At 44.4% G+C, this 15,697-nt stretch carries 10 protein-coding genes; all 10 read left to right on the top strand.

Annotated elements, in window-relative coordinates:
- The first annotated feature begins 53 nt into the window (after positions 1–53).
- The 10 genes from ACI2JM_RS08120 to ACI2JM_RS08075 all read left to right on the top strand — a co-directional run bounded on the left by ACI2JM_RS08120 (position 54) and on the right by ACI2JM_RS08075 (position 15,537).
- Complete coding sequence (locus ACI2JM_RS08120) at positions 54–1,109, top strand: pilus assembly protein PilM (RefSeq protein WP_404643437.1); 1,056 nt, start codon at positions 54–56, stop codon at positions 1,107–1,109.
- Positions 1,109–1,771, top strand: coding sequence for a PilN domain-containing protein (locus ACI2JM_RS08115; RefSeq protein WP_193009080.1), 663 nt, complete (start codon positions 1,109–1,111; stop codon positions 1,769–1,771). The genes ACI2JM_RS08120 and ACI2JM_RS08115 overlap by 1 nt, the downstream gene beginning before the upstream one ends.
- Positions 1,768–2,502 carry a type 4a pilus biogenesis protein PilO gene (locus tag ACI2JM_RS08110; RefSeq protein WP_045453405.1) on the top strand — a complete coding sequence of 245 codons (735 nt, stop codon included), beginning with the start codon at positions 1,768–1,770 and terminating at the stop codon, positions 2,500–2,502. The genes ACI2JM_RS08115 and ACI2JM_RS08110 overlap by 4 nt, the downstream gene beginning before the upstream one ends.
- The gene (locus tag ACI2JM_RS08105) at positions 2,502–3,035 is read left to right on the top strand and encodes a pilus assembly protein PilP (protein WP_055124829.1); all 534 of its coding nucleotides are present in this window, start codon (positions 2,502–2,504) and stop codon (positions 3,033–3,035) included. Before ACI2JM_RS08110 ends, ACI2JM_RS08105 begins: the two co-directional genes overlap by 1 nt.
- A gap of 27 nt (positions 3,036–3,062) precedes the next feature.
- Positions 3,063–5,405 carry a type IV pilus secretin PilQ gene (pilQ, locus tag ACI2JM_RS08100; RefSeq protein WP_404643434.1) on the top strand — a complete coding sequence of 781 codons (2,343 nt, stop codon included), beginning with the start codon at positions 3,063–3,065 and terminating at the stop codon, positions 5,403–5,405.
- Between the two features lie 164 nt (positions 5,406–5,569).
- A complete protein-coding gene (gene aroK / locus ACI2JM_RS08095; RefSeq protein WP_045453412.1) occupies positions 5,570–6,130 on the top strand; it encodes a shikimate kinase AroK in 561 nt (186 codons plus the stop codon).
- 118 nt (positions 6,131–6,248) lie between these two features.
- A complete protein-coding gene (gene aroB, locus ACI2JM_RS08090) occupies positions 6,249–7,358 on the top strand; it encodes a 3-dehydroquinate synthase (protein ID WP_404643432.1) in 1,110 nt (369 codons plus the stop codon).
- Positions 7,359–7,487: 129 nt separating this feature from the next.
- On the top strand, positions 7,488–8,561 hold the full coding sequence (locus ACI2JM_RS08085) for a hypothetical protein (RefSeq protein WP_404643430.1): 1,074 nt from the start codon (positions 7,488–7,490) through the stop codon (positions 8,559–8,561).
- Between the two features lie 910 nt (positions 8,562–9,471).
- Positions 9,472–13,935, top strand: a complete 4,464-nt coding sequence (gene gltB, locus ACI2JM_RS08080; protein ID WP_404643428.1) for a glutamate synthase large subunit — start codon at positions 9,472–9,474, stop codon at positions 13,933–13,935.
- A 180-nt stretch (positions 13,936–14,115) separates the two neighbouring features.
- Entirely contained in the window at positions 14,116–15,537 is a 1,422-nt protein-coding gene (locus ACI2JM_RS08075; protein WP_060491863.1) for a glutamate synthase subunit beta, read from the top strand.
- Positions 15,538–15,697 lie beyond the last annotated feature (160 nt).

Below are 15,697 nucleotides of genomic sequence, written 5' to 3'. Positions count from 1 at the left end.
GAATTATTACAAATAACTATCAGATTGTACACTTAATATAAGGTATAGAGTTTGTGAGGCTATTTACTTCAAAAAGTCGACATTTGATTGGTGTTGATATCTGTGCCACTTCAGTAAAGTTGGTTGACATAGAGCGCCAACAGGGCATGTTTCATCTAAAATCTTATGGCATCGAAAGATTGCCAGAAGGTATAGTCGTCGATAAACTTCTTGTAGACACCGAAGCGGTCGGTCATATCATTGCTAACTTAGCTAAGCGCTGTCACGTCGCTGGTAGTAATGCTGCAACTGCCGTATCAGGGTCAGCAGTGATTACTAAAATTATTGATATGGATGCTGCGCTAAGCGATGTTGAGCGCGAAGCTCAAATACGTTTAGATGCTGATCAATACATACCTTATCCATTAGAAGACGTCAACTTAGACTTTGAAGTTTTAGGACCTTCTTTAGTAAGTGATGATATGGTGCAAGTCTTACTTGCCGCATCACGCTCGGAGAATGTTGACCAAAGAGTTGATGCCTTAACCTTTGGTGGTCTTCAAACGAAGGTTATGGATATCGAATCCCATGCGATAGAGCGTGCTTTCGGACTCATGGTAGATAACTTACCAAATGCCCCAGAATTATTGGCTTTGATAGATATTGGTCATAATCAAACGACTTTATATATCGCTAAGAACGGTGAGTTTATCTATAGCCGTGAACAACTATTTGGTGGTGTTCAGTTGACAGAAGCGATACAAAATCGTTATGGACTATCTGCTGAAGAAGCGGCTATCAGCAAGCGTGAGCGTACCTTACCAGATGACTACTACCTTGATGTATTGACGCCTTTTATTGAGAATACCATTCAACAAATTACTCGTTCGTTGCAATTTTACTTCTCTTCAAGCCAATACAGTAGTATCGATCATGTGGTTCTTGCTGGTGGTAGTAGCTCTATTGCTGGTCTTGCTGGTATGGCACAGCAAAAACTTGGGGTGACTGTCAGTATTGCCAACCCTTTTATCAATATGACTATTGCCCCAAATATCGATAATGAGCAACTGGCCATTGATGCACCAAGTTTAATGGCTGCATGCGGTCTTGCGTTAAGGAGCTTCGACTAATGGCTCGTATTAACCTATTACCTTGGCGCCAAGAAGAGCGCGAGCGTCGCAATAAAGAATTTCTCACGTTAGTAGTGGCAGTGACTTTGCTTACTTTATTGGCTGCATTTGCTTCATGGAGCTACTTTAACAACGAGCTTGATGAACAACTTGATGCGAACGCATTGATTGAAAAAGAAAATGCGCTTTTAGATACGGCTTTGACTGAAATTGATAGTCTGGAGCAGCGCCGTGACGATATTATTTCACGTATGCAAGTCATTCAAGACTTGCAGGGTCGACGTCCTGTGCCTGTTCGTTTATGGGATGATCTTGCTAAAGCCATTCCGCCGGCACTGTATTTGAATAACCTCAAACGTGAAGGCGATGTTTTGACGCTGACAGGTCGAGCTGATAATCCTAATATTGTATCAAGTTTGATTCGTAATCTTGATGATAGTAAATGGATGGGTGATTCAGCCGTTAGTAATATCCAACAAAATATCAGTGCTTACGAATCTGCACCAGTGCTTAATAATACGGTCACCGCTGGCGAACAGCCGCGTCCTATTTATCCTGAAGACAGTTATGTACAGTTTGTGATCACGACCAAAGTACAGTCGGAAACAGCCGTTCCTGTAGAAGGTGCTGACGGTACCACTGTACCTGGAGGTGAGTTATGAAGCTTAACCGTAAAAAAAGCCTGATTAAAACCAAAAAAACAGCCTTGAAACCAAAGCAACAGTTTGATTTACAGGAATTTCGCCGCAGTTTTGAATCGTTGGACTCTGAAAACTACGGCAGCTGGCCATTACCTGTAAAGGTAACAGTAATAGGGCTTATCATTACGCTCATCGCAGCGTTGGCGTGGGCTTTACCGATTAGTAGTAAGATCGATGAGATCAATGCTGCTGAGAGCCAGCAACAAACGTTACTTGATAGCTATCGTGAAAAAGAATCACGCGCGCGTCATTTAAAAGCTTACCAAGAGCAAGTTGTCCAAATGGAAGCTGAGTTCAATACCTTACTCGATCAGCTACCAAAAGATACTCGTGTATCAGAGCTGGTAGAGGGCATTAACATGACGGGTGTCGGCAGCAATATACGTTTTCAAGACATTTCAGTAGAGCCTGAGATTGAAAACGAATTTTTTATTGAGCAACCTATCCGCATTGCTGCTTTGGGCGAATATCATCAGTTTGGTAGCTTTATTAGTGGTCTTGCCGCCTTACCACGAATCATTACTATGCATGATTTTGAGGTCAGCAATCCGCAGCCGACATTGGATGTTTTACCGGAGCTTAATTTGGTATTACAAACCAAAACCTATCGTTCAAAAGAAGCTGACCCTGAGGGTGATGAAACGGTTGCTGTCACTGACGCTGCAACCACTGATAATGCAGGAGGCAACTAATGAATATTCAAAAACTGCCTACGCTATTGGTTTTAAGCATGGCTGTATTGTCCATGACAGGGTGTGCGGATCGCATTGGTATGGCAGAGCAATCAATGACCGATATCCGTAATCAGCCAGCTCAACCTATTGAACCACCGCCCAAAGCTGAGCTAGTAGAAGACTTTGTTTATAGTGCCAGCGCACAGCGCAGTCCATTCTTACCACCGAGTTTAGTCAATGTCCAAGGTCCTACCACTTCCATCGATGGTGTGCGTCCTGACATTACCAGAGTGAAAGAACCTCTTGAGCAATATGAGCTATCGCAACTGATTTTTCGTGGTGTCGTAATTTCACCTGAAGGTCAGCGATATGCGTTGGTACAACGCCCTGATGGTTCAGTCGCGAGTGTTAAAGTAGGTGATTATCTTGGACTAAATGACGGCCGTATTGTTGAAATCACGCCGACCCAGATTAACTTGATTGAAATTGTGCCAGACAGCCGCGCTGGGTTTGTTGAAAAACCCCAGTCGTTGGTTTCACCCATAAGCTAAGTCGGCAGATTTTTTGAGGAATAAATAATGACAGTACGCAATAACAAGGTAATGATGATGAGCAACCGCGTATCTTCTGCTTTTGCCATTTCAGCATTGGCAATCAGCATGGTAGCAGTGAGTAATAGTGCCCATGCCGCACAGCGCATTAACGAAGTTTCTGTGGTACAAACTGCACCAGCAGTGACGCAAATGCGTTTGGGGTTTGACGGTTTACCAGTGTTACCTGCCGCCTATCAGCTTGATAACCCTAGCCGTTTGGTACTAGATTTTGAAAAAGTGCAGAATGGACTTGCTAGTCGCTTTAATGAATACAATATTGGTATGATTGATAAGGTCACGACGTTGAATAGTGACAGTACCACGCGCCTGATTGTTGAGCTAAAACAGGCAGGTAACTATACGACATCGATTGAGGGTAACGATTTACTATTAACCATTACCGATCCTAATCGTCCAGTAATGACCAATGATCCTATCCAAGACGTACTCAATGACAATAATGCGATCACGACGACAGCAGTCGTTACACCGATTGTGGAAACCAGTAGTGCACTGGCAGTCAATATAGCCAGTAAAACGGTGGTTAAAAACCAAGTGCCTGCTGATACCATGGTGGTCAGAGTTAACCCATTATTAAGCCCACAACTTGCTGCATCACAAGTGAGTAAGCAATATAGCTATGATGGTTTGAGTGCCGTCAATTTTGCCGCAGGAAATGATGGTGGTGGCAATGTTAGCATCGCACTTACCAATGAAGCCATTCCCGTTGATGTACAACGTCAAGGCAACAAGTTAGTGGTACGCTTAACGGGTAGCACCGTGCCAAGAAATTTATTGCGCCGTTTGAATATTAATAGTGGTCTGGTTGATAGTATTGATACTAAAAACCAAGGTCAAAATGGTGTAATTACTATTAATGTCAAAGAAGATTATGAGTATCAGGCTTATCAATCAGGCAATCAGCTGAATATTAATATCAGAAAACCTGAGCTACTACGTGAGCCAACACTTGAAGAAAAAGTCTATAGCGGTGAAGCGCTATCTATGGAGTTTCAAGACGTTGAGATTCGCAGTGTCTTAGATATCCTAGCGCAGTTCACAGAAATGAATATTGTGGCTAGTGATTCAGTCGCGGGCAATATCACCTTACGCCTGATTAATGTCCCATGGGATCAAGCGCTAGATATTATTCTAAAGAGTAAGAATCTTGGTAAGCGTGAAAATGGCAATGTCATTTTGGTTGCGCCTTCCACCGAGCTTGCTGAGCAGGAAGCACGTGAGCTTGAAGCACAGCAAGCAGTTGAGTCTTTTGCGCCATTACGCACAGAATATATTCGTCTTAGCTATGCAAAAGCGCCAGATGTTTTGACACTTATTTCTCAAGGCAGTGGCTCATCAGGTGGCAGCAATGCAAATGCTGCTGATAACAATACCTTATTGTCTAATCGTGGAACGGTAACGGTAGATGAACGTACTAATACTTTAATTATTAAAGATGTGGCTGATAGTATCGAGAATATCCATAAGTTGATTGGTAAAATTGATATTCCAGTCCGTCAGGTCATGATTGAAGCGCGTATTGTGAGTGCCACTGATAGCTTTAGTAAAGAGATTGGGGTTCGTTGGGGTATTTTGTCAAATGGTGCCGCCAACAACCGTAATTTATTGGTCGGTGGTAGTAATCAAACGTTATGGGATTTAAAAGACTTTGATGTAGAAACGACGACGGTAAATGGTCAAACGGTTTCTTATCCTTCCTACGACATTAGCCGCCCTGATAACTTAAACGTCGATTTAGGGGTTGCCAACCCCGCTGGCCGTATTGCCTTTGGCTTGCTCGGTATATCTGATTTTATGTTAGATCTTGAGCTGTCAGCCATGCAAGCGGATAACCGTGGTGAAGTGATTTCGACACCAAAGATTTTGACGGCTGATAAACAGACTGCAAAAGTATCATCTGGCACACAGATTCCTTATCAAGAAGCGTCTGCCAGTGGCGCGACCACTACCAGCTTTAAAGAAGCGGCATTGAGTTTAGAGGCCACGCCAAATATTACCCCAGATGGAAAAATTGCCTTGCAACTGAACATTACTAACGGCACACCAGTAAGATCGCTAGACGGGCAAGTTGCTATTTCCGAAGATTCTGTTTCAACTAATGTCATTGTTGAAGACGGTCAGACCATTGTGCTGGGTGGTGTCTTTAAGAACAGCAAAAGCAATGGTGTGAATAAGGTGCCGTTTTTAGGTGACTTGCCCTACATTGGCCGCGCGTTTCGTAAAGATGTACGTAAGAACGAAAAAGAAGAGCTACTGATATTTGTCACGCCAAAATTAATCAATGATGGTATTAGCCGTTTGAATTAATCATTTATTGATTGGTTTTCGCTCAAAAGAAGCAAGCATCAACGCTTGCTTTTTTTATGGGAAAATTTTCATATTGATTGAATTTTACTAACAATAATCAACGCTCATTACTAGCCAGAATATCAATGACGTTGTATCATAGCTAATTTAGCTGAGTAAGTATTATGGTGGAGGAATTGCCGTCGGTGTTTTTAGTAGGGCCGATGGGAGCAGGGAAGACAACCATCGGTAAATTGCTGGCTAAGCAGTTGGGGCGCACCTTTGTAGACAGCGATTGGTACATTGAATCGCAGACAGGGGCTGATATAGCTTGGATATTCGCTAAAGAAGGCGAGGCGGGCTTCCGTGAGCGTGAAACGCGCGCCATCGATGAGTTGACTCAAAAAGACCAAATCGTCTTAGCGACTGGTGGTGGCGCTGTGATGTGTGCTGAAAACAGAGCGTTTTTGCATCAGCGCGGCATCGTGGTTTATTTGAATGCGCCAGTTGATGTGCAAATGGCTCGCACGGCTAAAGACAAATCACGACCACTGTTACAGCAGCCAAATCCTAGAAAAATCTTGCAAGATTTATATAGCACGCGTGATCCCTTATATCGCCAAGTCGCTCATATTATTATGCCAACTGGCCATACTTATCCCCGTCATATGGTCAATCAGCTCTTACAGCAACTAGAGTCATTTACTGACTCGACTGCTATAGCACCAGAAGATAAAGAAAATTAACCATAATGATAAAATTTATCAAGGCGTGTACTCATTTAAAAATGGTGATAAAAATCAGGACGCGCCCTAGTTAAGCTCAGCTACTTTTATCTCATTCAAAATGTTTAGGGAGTGCTTAATGGCAACGCCACTGTTTCATGACGGTTTAACGGTTCATACGCAAAGCCATGACTATCCAATCGTCATTACTGAAAAAGCAGCGATAGATCACAACAGTATGGCAAAGCAGGTCACACCTTATATTCGTGGTCGCCAAGTATTGATTGTCACTAATGATACTGTTGCGCCTTTATACCTAAATGCTTTAGAAAAAGAGTTAACAGAGCAGTTCATTGTGCGTGTTTGCGTATTGCCAGATGGTGAGCAATATAAGCATCAGAGCAGTATCAATCAAATTTACGATGTATTAATGGCAGCGCATTTTAATCGTGACGTTACGCTTATTGCTTTAGGTGGTGGCGTTATTGGTGATATGACTGGCTTTGCTGCAGCAAGCTTTATGCGTGGTGTAAATTTTATTCAGATTCCAACCACGCTACTGTCACAAGTGGATTCGAGCGTTGGTGGTAAGACGGGCATCAATCACCCTCAAGGCAAAAACATGATTGGCGCTTTTTGGCAGCCGCAAATGGTCCTTGCAGACATGAGTACGCTCAAGACTTTGCCAGCGCGCGAGTTGTCAGCCGGGTTGGCTGAGGTTATTAAATATGCACTCATTATGGATATCACGTTCTTAGATTGGCTGGAAATCAATCTGCCAGCGATGATGGATTTGGATTTAGCGGTACTGGGTGAAGCCGTAAAACGCTGTTGTCAATATAAAGCTGATATCGTCGCGCAAGATGAAAGAGAGTCAGGCGTGCGAGCATTGTTAAACTTCGGTCATACTTTTGGTCATGTCATTGAAACACATGAAGGCTATGGCAATTGGCTACACGGTGAGGCAGTCGCTGCTGGCATGGTACAAGCCGCAGAGTTATCACAGAAAATGGGATGGTTAACGGCCGAAGACGTTGCTCGTATTAAGCGTATTTTAACCTTGGCAAATTTGCCTATCACCCCGCCACGCATTGATACACAAACGGCGCTAAGCTTGATGGGACATGATAAAAAAGTGAAACACGGACAAATCCACCTGATTTTGTTAAAATCACTAGGTCAGGCCGTATTGACCAATGATTTCGATGAAGATCTTTTGCTCGAGGTATTGTCACAACACCGCGTATAATGTCTTAACGCTTTAGTGCTCGTGAATACTCACTGAACTCAACGGTTTAAAGCAGACTGGCTCGCCGCCATTCTACTTACTGCGCATCTCTTGAATGCGGTCAACTTTATTTTCACCAAGGATACTCCCATGGCAGCTTCAAGATCGACGCCGCGTACCGCTAGCCAGTCATATCGCCGTCAAGCGTTGATTTGGCTGATAATGACCTTGCTGCTGGGTGTGGTTACGGCTCTGATTTGGATGTTTAGTCAAACGCCAGCGATGGGTGCCAAAATTGAAAATGCCCCCATATCAGCACCGCAACCATTGAGTGCTGAGCTTGAGCAGCCCTTAAAAATAGAGTCGTTACACGAGCTTGATACCGACGTGCAGCCCATTAGTTTTGATACGACGGTACGTGATTTGCGCAATTATCCTGCTGAGTTTAAAGACAAACGTTATTTGTTGGCGAATAAAGGCAAATGGACAGTGCAGGTGATGAATGTCGCCGAAAACGATGTGATTGTCAGTTATCTAGAAGGCCGCGCAGACCGTAATAAATTTGCTTATTTCCGTTATCTTGATGATGAAAATCAAGTCCGCTATATGTTAACTTATGGGCTCATGAGTAGTCCACAAGAAGCGGTTGGCGCGGCAAAACTGATAGACTTTAAGTTGCCAGCCAATGTGCGTGTGTTGCCAGAAGAGATCAATCGTTATGTCGGTATCATCGATAATTATGAACGCCCTGATCCAGTTAAAGGTTTGAGCACCAGACGCACACGTTCTGTTGATCTAAAACCGACTAAGCGCGAAGTGCCAGTGCGCCAACCACTGCCAGAAACGAATAATGGGGACAATGCTGGTCGTAGCAGTCAAGAAACTGCCAGTAACGGCGACAATGAAAGTATCCGTCAGTCAGCGGATACCTCTGATACTTTATCGGTCACTGAAGAGCGTATTGTTGGCAATGAAGAGGAAGTCTCCTCTGTCACCACGCCTAAAAATGAAGGTAGTGGAACTAAGTCTGAATCAGAAAATAAAAAACCAGCGACATCAGGCACTGAAAATACCACTAAAAAACCCCCAGTAGTCGCAACACCAAAGCCGCCAAGTAGTACCAGTAGCACAAATTCTGGCGCAAACGCTATTAGCAAGAATAGCAATCCTCCTAAGAGCAATAACGACAGCATAAAAACACTGATAGAAGACAAAAGTAATTAGAGTATGTTTGTCCTTTGATCATATTGTTGATAGTTATGATAACCTCGTTACCACTATAATTAAAAAAACCCACTGACAAGCTGGTTAGTGGGTTTTTTTATGGGGCATCATAAAGCATATAATTAGTGCTAAAAATACATTTCCAAAAGAAGTTGATCTTAATTAAGTATCTTAACTAAGCCTTGTCACAGATACTATGTATCAAAATTTGCATAGAACATTTAATCATCCTATAACCAATAGTAATAAGTTCTCTTACAAAATATGGTGGGTGAATCGATAGAAAAGACTAGATTTTTTGTCCGTCATTAACTAATATAACTGTGGGCGACGTTCTGTATAGTTATCGTAAAAATTGTTTTTTAACAATGAATTGGTAAACTTCTATCATTTAAAAGATACGTTACTAAAATTTTTTGTCTCAAGCGTTGTCACTTGCTATCTATAATTAAGCTATCGCAAGTGGCGCAACCTCTCTTATTATCGCTCTCTTTAGAGTGAATGAAGCGCTTGATTACAGAGCGTCAGATATTCAAAATTAATCAAATGCACGGTTATTACATGCGTAGTCAATCAGTCTGGATTGCTAGGCATGGTGTGATAACAAGTGACACTCAAGATAGCGACATTGCGTTATTGATGATTAGGTAACGGGTATACAGGGCTGTATGTCATTGCCAAGGGCGACCGTTTACTATCTTTTAATATGTTAATGATCTATTGAAACATCATTCAATGACTGGGAGTGCCAGAGCTTTCACCTTAGTCTCAAAGTATGATGTCTATGAGCGTCACACCATTTATTAATTCGGATATACGAATATTAATTATTAGCCCGTTCTGCTTACGGTCTTCAGTTTATGATCTGCATTGGATGCATAAATTGCCCGTTCACCTAAAAGGACTAGCCATGTCAATGATTTCCTCGCAAACCCACCTGGCCACGCCAGATGACTTTTCTGATAACTGTGGTTTTGGTTTGATCGCTCATATTGAGGGACAAGCCAGCCATGATTTGGTAAAAACTGCTATTCATAGTCTAAGCTGTATGACCCATCGCGGCGGTGTTGCTGCTGATGGTAGAACGGGTGATGGTTGTGGTCTACTACTGGCGACGCCTGTTGAGTTTTTTAGAGGTATTGCTGCTGAGCAAGGGTTCGCGATTACTAACAACTTTGCAGTTGGTATGATCTTTGTCAATTTAGATGAGACAAAAGCTTGTGATAGCCAGCAAGTGCTTAGCGATGAGATTGTCGCCCAAGGATTAGAGGTTGCTGGCTGGCGTGATGTGCCGCTTGATTTGAGCATCGTCGGTGACATTGGCCGTGAGACTTTACCTGATTTTAAGCAAGTGTTTGTCAACGCACCCGATGATTTGGCAGCGGACGACTTTAACCGTAAACTGTTTGTCGCACGCAAAAAAGCAGAGCAGCGCTTGGCTGATGATGAGCTGTTTTATGTGTGCTCATTAAGCTGTCAGACGATTATCTATAAAGGTTTGGTGATGCCATCAGACTTGCCAGCATTTTTCTTGGATTTGCAAGATGCGCGTTTGGCATCGCATATCGTGGTATTTCATCAGCGTTTCTCCACCAATACCTTGCCGCGTTGGCCTTTGGCGCAGCCGTTTCGTTATCTTGCCCACAATGGCGAGTTGAATACCATCACAGGCAATCGCAACTGGTCTGAAGCACGGACGCCAAAACTAAAATCAGATAAACTGCCCAATTTGAATGAGTTGACGCCACTGGTGAACAGTACGGGCTCTGACTCATCAAGCTTAGATAACATGCTTGAAGTCCTCATGTCAGGTGGTATGAATCTATTCCATGCGATGTCGATTCTCGTGCCACCTGCTTGGCAGAATGTCGATAGCATGGATATGGATTTGCGCGCCTTTTATGAGTTTTATTCGCAGCACATGGAAGCGTGGGATGGTCCAGCAGGTTTGGTGATTCAAGATGGACGCTATGCGGTCTGTATGCTTGATCGTAATGGTCTACGCCCATCGCGCTGGGTGACGACCAAGAACGGCTATATCACTGTTGCCTCTGAAGTTGGTGTGTGGGATTACTCGCCAAAAGATGTATTGGCAAAAGGACGCGTTGGCCCTGGTCAAATGCTCGTTATTGATACTTTAACGGGTCAAATTTTAGATACTAAAGCGATTGCGACGTTACTGAAAAAAGCCCATCCGTACCGTAAATGGCTGCGTGAAGAAGCAACCCGTATCCGTGATGATGAGCGTTTAGAAGAAGAATTAGCGGCGCAAACATGCCGTGGTAATGAGCTAAAAACACTGCAAAAAATGTATCACATCACCAATGAAGAGCGTACTGAAATTATCCGCCCCAACGCCGAAAATGGTCAAGAGCCCGTCGGTTCAATGGGTGATGATACGCCTATGGCAGTGCTGTCGCAGCAAATCCGCCATGTCGGTGATTTCTTCCGTCAGCAGTTCGCACAGGTGACCAATCCACCGATTGATCCATTGCGTGAATCTATCGTGATGTCATTGCAGACCTGCCTAGGCGCTGAAACTAACGTGTTTGCGCCATCAGCGCGAGATGCACACCGTATTATCTTATCGTCGCCTGTACTATCAGCCAGCAAGATGCAGCAGCTTGAGACCTTGGGTGATCCAGCCTTTAAAATGGCGCGTATTGATTTAAACTATGATCGCACCCTTGAGTTATCAGAAGCCATCATGGCTATCTGCGAGCAAGTGGCTAACAGCATCCGAGCTGGTCACACCTTGATTGTGTTGTCTGACAAACACATCGATGCCGATAAAGTACCAGCCAATGCCATCATGGTGACTGGTGCGGTGCATCATTATTTGATTGGTCAAGGTATTCGTACTGATGCTAATTTAATCATTGAGACTGGTCTGGCACGTGATTCGCATCAAGTGGCAGTATTGATTGGTTTTGGTGCGACCTGCGTTTATCCTTACTTGGCTTATGATGTTATTGATGACTTAGTAGCGACTGGTGAGCTGCTTGGTGATCCGATTCAAGCGCGGGTTAATTTCCGTAAAGGCTTGGATAAAGGGTTGCTAAAAATCTTATCAAAAATGGGCATCTCGACCATTGTCTCTTATCGCGGCGCGCAGTTATTTGAAGCAGTGGGTCTCTCTGAAGAGGTGGTGAGCCTGTGTTTCAAAGGTGTACAGAGTCGTATTAAAGGTGCAACCTTTGCTGACTTAGCTGCCGATCAAGCACAGCTAGCGGCGAATGCTTTCAAGCGCCGCGCGCCACTCGATCAAGGTGGCTTACTGAAGTTTGTCTTCAACAAAGAATATCATGCCTTTAACCCAGACGTGATTAATAGCCTGCATACAGCTGTACGCACGGGTGATTACGACAATTATCGTAATTATGCTGATTTGGTTAATAGCCGTCCTGTGGCGACCTTGCGTGATTTATTGCAATTAAAAACAGATAACTCTAGAGATGTGAATGACGTAGAGGATATCTCATCCATTCTGACGCGCTTTGACTCGGCGGGCATGTCGTTGGGGGCATTGTCACCCGAAGCCCATGAAGCGATTGCCATGGCGATGAATACCATCGGTGGACGTTCAAACTCTGGTGAGGGCGGCGAAGATCCAGTACGTTATGGCACGCTGCGTAACTCGAAAATTAAGCAAATTGCCTCGGGTCGTTTTGGCGTCACCCCAGCGTATTTGCGTTCAGCAGAAGTGATGCAAATCAAGGTTGCACAGGGTGCCAAGCCGGGTGAGGGAGGTCAGTTGCCGGGTGGCAAGGTCAATGCTTTGATTGCACGCTTACGTTATTCTGTACCGGGTGTGACGTTGATTTCACCGCCACCGCATCATGATATCTATTCTATCGAAGATTTGGCGCAGCTGATTTTTGATTTAAAGCAAGTCAATCCAGATGCGCTAGTATCGGTCAAGTTAGTCTCACGTCCAGGCGTTGGTACTATCGCGACTGGCGTGGCAAAAGCCTATGCCGATTTAATCACTATCTCAGGCTATGATGGTGGCACAGCAGCCTCTCCGCTATCGTCTATCCATCATGCAGGCTCACCATGGGAGTTAGGACTGGCTGAGACCCACCAATCACTACGAGTAAATGGCTTGCGTCATAAAGTTCGTATTCAAACTGATGGTGGTCTAAAGACTGGTCTTGATGTGGTAAAAGCCGCTATTCTTGGGGCAGAAAGCTTTGGCTTTGGTACCACGCCGATGATTGCCGTTGGTTGTAAATACCTACGCATTTGCCATCTTAATAATTGCCCGACTGGGGTTGCGACGCAAAAAGCCAAGCTACGTGACGAGCATTTCATTGGCGAAGCGGAGATGTTGATTAACTTCTTTAAATTTGTAGCAACTGAAACGCGCGAATGGCTTGCCGCCCTTGGTGTGCGTAGTATGGAAGAATTGGTCGGACGGACTGACTTGCTTGAAGTATTAGAAGGTAACACGGATAAGCAGCGTCATTTGGATTTAACGCCATTATTATTTAGCCATCCGGCCAGTAGTGGTAAAGCCCAAACCTGTCAGGTTGAGCGTAATGAGCCGTTTGATAAAGGCTTACTCGCTGAACAGATGATTAGTGATATGCTGCTCAATATTCGTCAAGGTAATGGCGGCGATTATAGTTATTATGTCGGTAACTGTGATCGCTCTATTGGCGCGCGTATCTCTGGTGAGATTGCGCAAGTATGGGGCAACCTTGGCATGAGTGATATGCCAATTAAACTGCATCTGACTGGCACTGCTGGGCAGAGTTTAGGCGTCTGGAATGCAGGTGGTCTAAATATTGAGCTAGAAGGCGATGCCAATGATTATGTCGGCAAAGGCATGGCTGGCGGTGAGATTGTTATTTATCCACCAAAAGACTCAAGCTTTACGGCGCAAGAGACCGCCATCATTGGTAATACCTGCTTATATGGCGCAACGGGCGGCAAACTATATGCAGCTGGTACCGCTGGCGAGCGCTTTGGAGTACGTAACTCTGGCGCGCACGCAGTCATCGAAGGCACAGGAGATCATTGCTGTGAATATATGACAGGCGGTATTGTCACTATTCTTGGGCGTACGGGTCTCAACTTTGGAGCAGGTATGACAGGTGGTTTTGCTTATGTGCTCGATATGGAAGGCGATTTCTTTGACCGTTGTAACCATGAGTTGATCGATCTTAACCGTATCTCAAGTGAGCAAACCGAAGAGCATCGTATCCATTTGCAGCAAGTGATTGAAGCGCATGTTAATAAAACAGGCAGCGCGTGGGGTCAGACGATATTGGCTGACTTTGAGCACTATGTTCGTAAGTTTTATTTGGTGAAGCCTAAAGCGGCAAACATTGCGAGCCTTCTCAAAACCACCATGGCTGACCCACAATAGCTTTGCTTGGATTATCCAATGTTCCGCTTTTAAAAACCTTTTAACTCAGAGGTTTTCAGCAGGTAAGTGACGGTCACGATATAAAGCTCTTAATTTTGTGATAAATGAGACATCGTTGACTGTCACCGCCCACTTTAAAAAAGCTTGATATAAAAAGCCTCATATTAAAGAGACAATACCATGGCAAAACGCTTAGAAAATAGTTTTCAGTTTTTAGATGTACCACGGCTTGAGCCGACCAAAAAAGACATCGCCACGCGCTCAACGGAGTTTGTTGAAATTTATAAACCGTTTGAGAGTGAAGCCGTTGCGCAGCAGTCGCACCGCTGTCTGGAGTGTGGTAACCCTTATTGTGAATGGAAGTGCCCTGTACATAACTACATTCCTAACTGGCTCAAATTGGCCACCGAAGGGCAGATATTTCAAGCGGCTGAATTGTGTCACCGCACCAATACGTTGCCTGAGGTATGCGGCCGCGTTTGTCCACAAGATCGCTTATGTGAAGGCGCTTGTACCTTAAATGATGGCTTTGGCGCTGTGACCATTGGTAATGTCGAAAAGTACATCAACGATACTGCCTTTGCACTTGGCTGGCGTCCGGATATGTCTGATGTGGTTTGGACAGACAAAAAAGTCGCGATCATAGGTGCAGGGCCAGCAGGTTTGGGCTGTGCGGATATACTCGTTAGAAACGGCGTAAAACCAGTTGTGTTTGATAAGCGTCCTGAAATTGGTGGTTTACTGACTTTTGGTATTCCAGAATTTAAAATGGAAAAGGACGTCATGCGTAACCGCCGTGTCATCTTTGAAGGCATGGGCATGGAATTTCGTCTTGAGACAGAAATCGGTACTGATATTAGTATTGATGAACTGTTAAGCGAGTACGATGCGGTATTTATGGGCATGGGTACTTACACTTATATGCGTGGCGGCTTTGCTGGTGAAGAGCTTGTCGGTGTTCATGATGCGCTAGATTACCTGATTGCCAACGTCAATCGCTGCAACGATTGGGAAAAAAATCCTGAAGAATATATCGACTTTAAGGGCAAAAGAGTGGTGGTGCTAGGTGGTGGCGATACTGCGATGGATTGTAACCGTACCAGTATTCGCCAAGGCGCTGAGCAAGTAGTCTGTGCCTATCGCCGTGACGAAGAGAACATGCCAGGTTCGCGCCGTGAAGTGGTCAATGCTCGAGAGGAAGGCGTTGAGTTTCTATTCAATCGTCAACCGACAGAAATCATTGGCTTGAATGGTAAAGTGAATGGCGTGAAAGTCGTCACGACTCACTTGGGTGCGCCAGACAACCGTGGTCGTCAGCGTCCTGAGCCGATTCCTAATTCAGAAGAAATTATCCCATGTGATGCTGTGATTATGGCCTTTGGCTTCCGTCCTAGCCCTGCTGACTGGTTTGAGTCTCAGCAAGTGGCAATGGACAGCTCTGGTCGCGTGCTGGCAGCGGAAAAGCAAACCTTTAAATTCCAAACCAAAAACCCCAAGATATTTGCTGGTGGTGATATGGTACGTGGTTCTGATTTGGTCGTGACCGCGATTTGGGAAGGTCGTGAAGCCGCTGAAGGTATTTTGGACTTCTTAGAGGTATAATGGGTTTGGTTGACATCCAATTATTGACAGCTCTATTTAGATCTCAAACGTCTTTTGCCTTTTAACAGGTAAGAGACGTTTTTTTTGATATCAGCAGTACATGATGGTTCGAGATTACTTTTCATTGACTATATATTCTTCAATTAATAAGAGAACCTGT

The sequence above is a fragment of the Psychrobacter sp. NPDC064578 genome, assembly GCF_044901245.1.
GTDB lineage: Bacteria > Pseudomonadota > Gammaproteobacteria > Pseudomonadales > Moraxellaceae > Psychrobacter > Psychrobacter cibarius_C.
This window is presented reverse-complemented; position numbering and strand designations above follow the sequence as displayed.

Coding starts and splice junctions, on each gene's coding strand:
- ACI2JM_RS08115 (WP_193009080.1), top strand. CDS start 1,109: ATGGCTCGTATTAACCTATTACCTTGGCGCCAAGAAGAGCGCGAGCGT.
- ACI2JM_RS08110 (WP_045453405.1), top strand. CDS start 1,768: ATGAAGCTTAACCGTAAAAAAAGCCTGATTAAAACCAAAAAAACAGCC.
- ACI2JM_RS08105 (WP_055124829.1), top strand. CDS start 2,502: ATGAATATTCAAAAACTGCCTACGCTATTGGTTTTAAGCATGGCTGTA.
- pilQ (WP_404643434.1), top strand. CDS start 3,063: ATGACAGTACGCAATAACAAGGTAATGATGATGAGCAACCGCGTATCT.
- aroK (WP_045453412.1), top strand. CDS start 5,570: ATGGTGGAGGAATTGCCGTCGGTGTTTTTAGTAGGGCCGATGGGAGCA.
- aroB (WP_404643432.1), top strand. CDS start 6,249: ATGGCAACGCCACTGTTTCATGACGGTTTAACGGTTCATACGCAAAGC.
- ACI2JM_RS08085 (WP_404643430.1), top strand. CDS start 7,488: ATGGCAGCTTCAAGATCGACGCCGCGTACCGCTAGCCAGTCATATCGC.
- gltB (WP_404643428.1), top strand. CDS start 9,472: ATGTCAATGATTTCCTCGCAAACCCACCTGGCCACGCCAGATGACTTT.
- ACI2JM_RS08075 (WP_060491863.1), top strand. CDS start 14,116: ATGGCAAAACGCTTAGAAAATAGTTTTCAGTTTTTAGATGTACCACGG.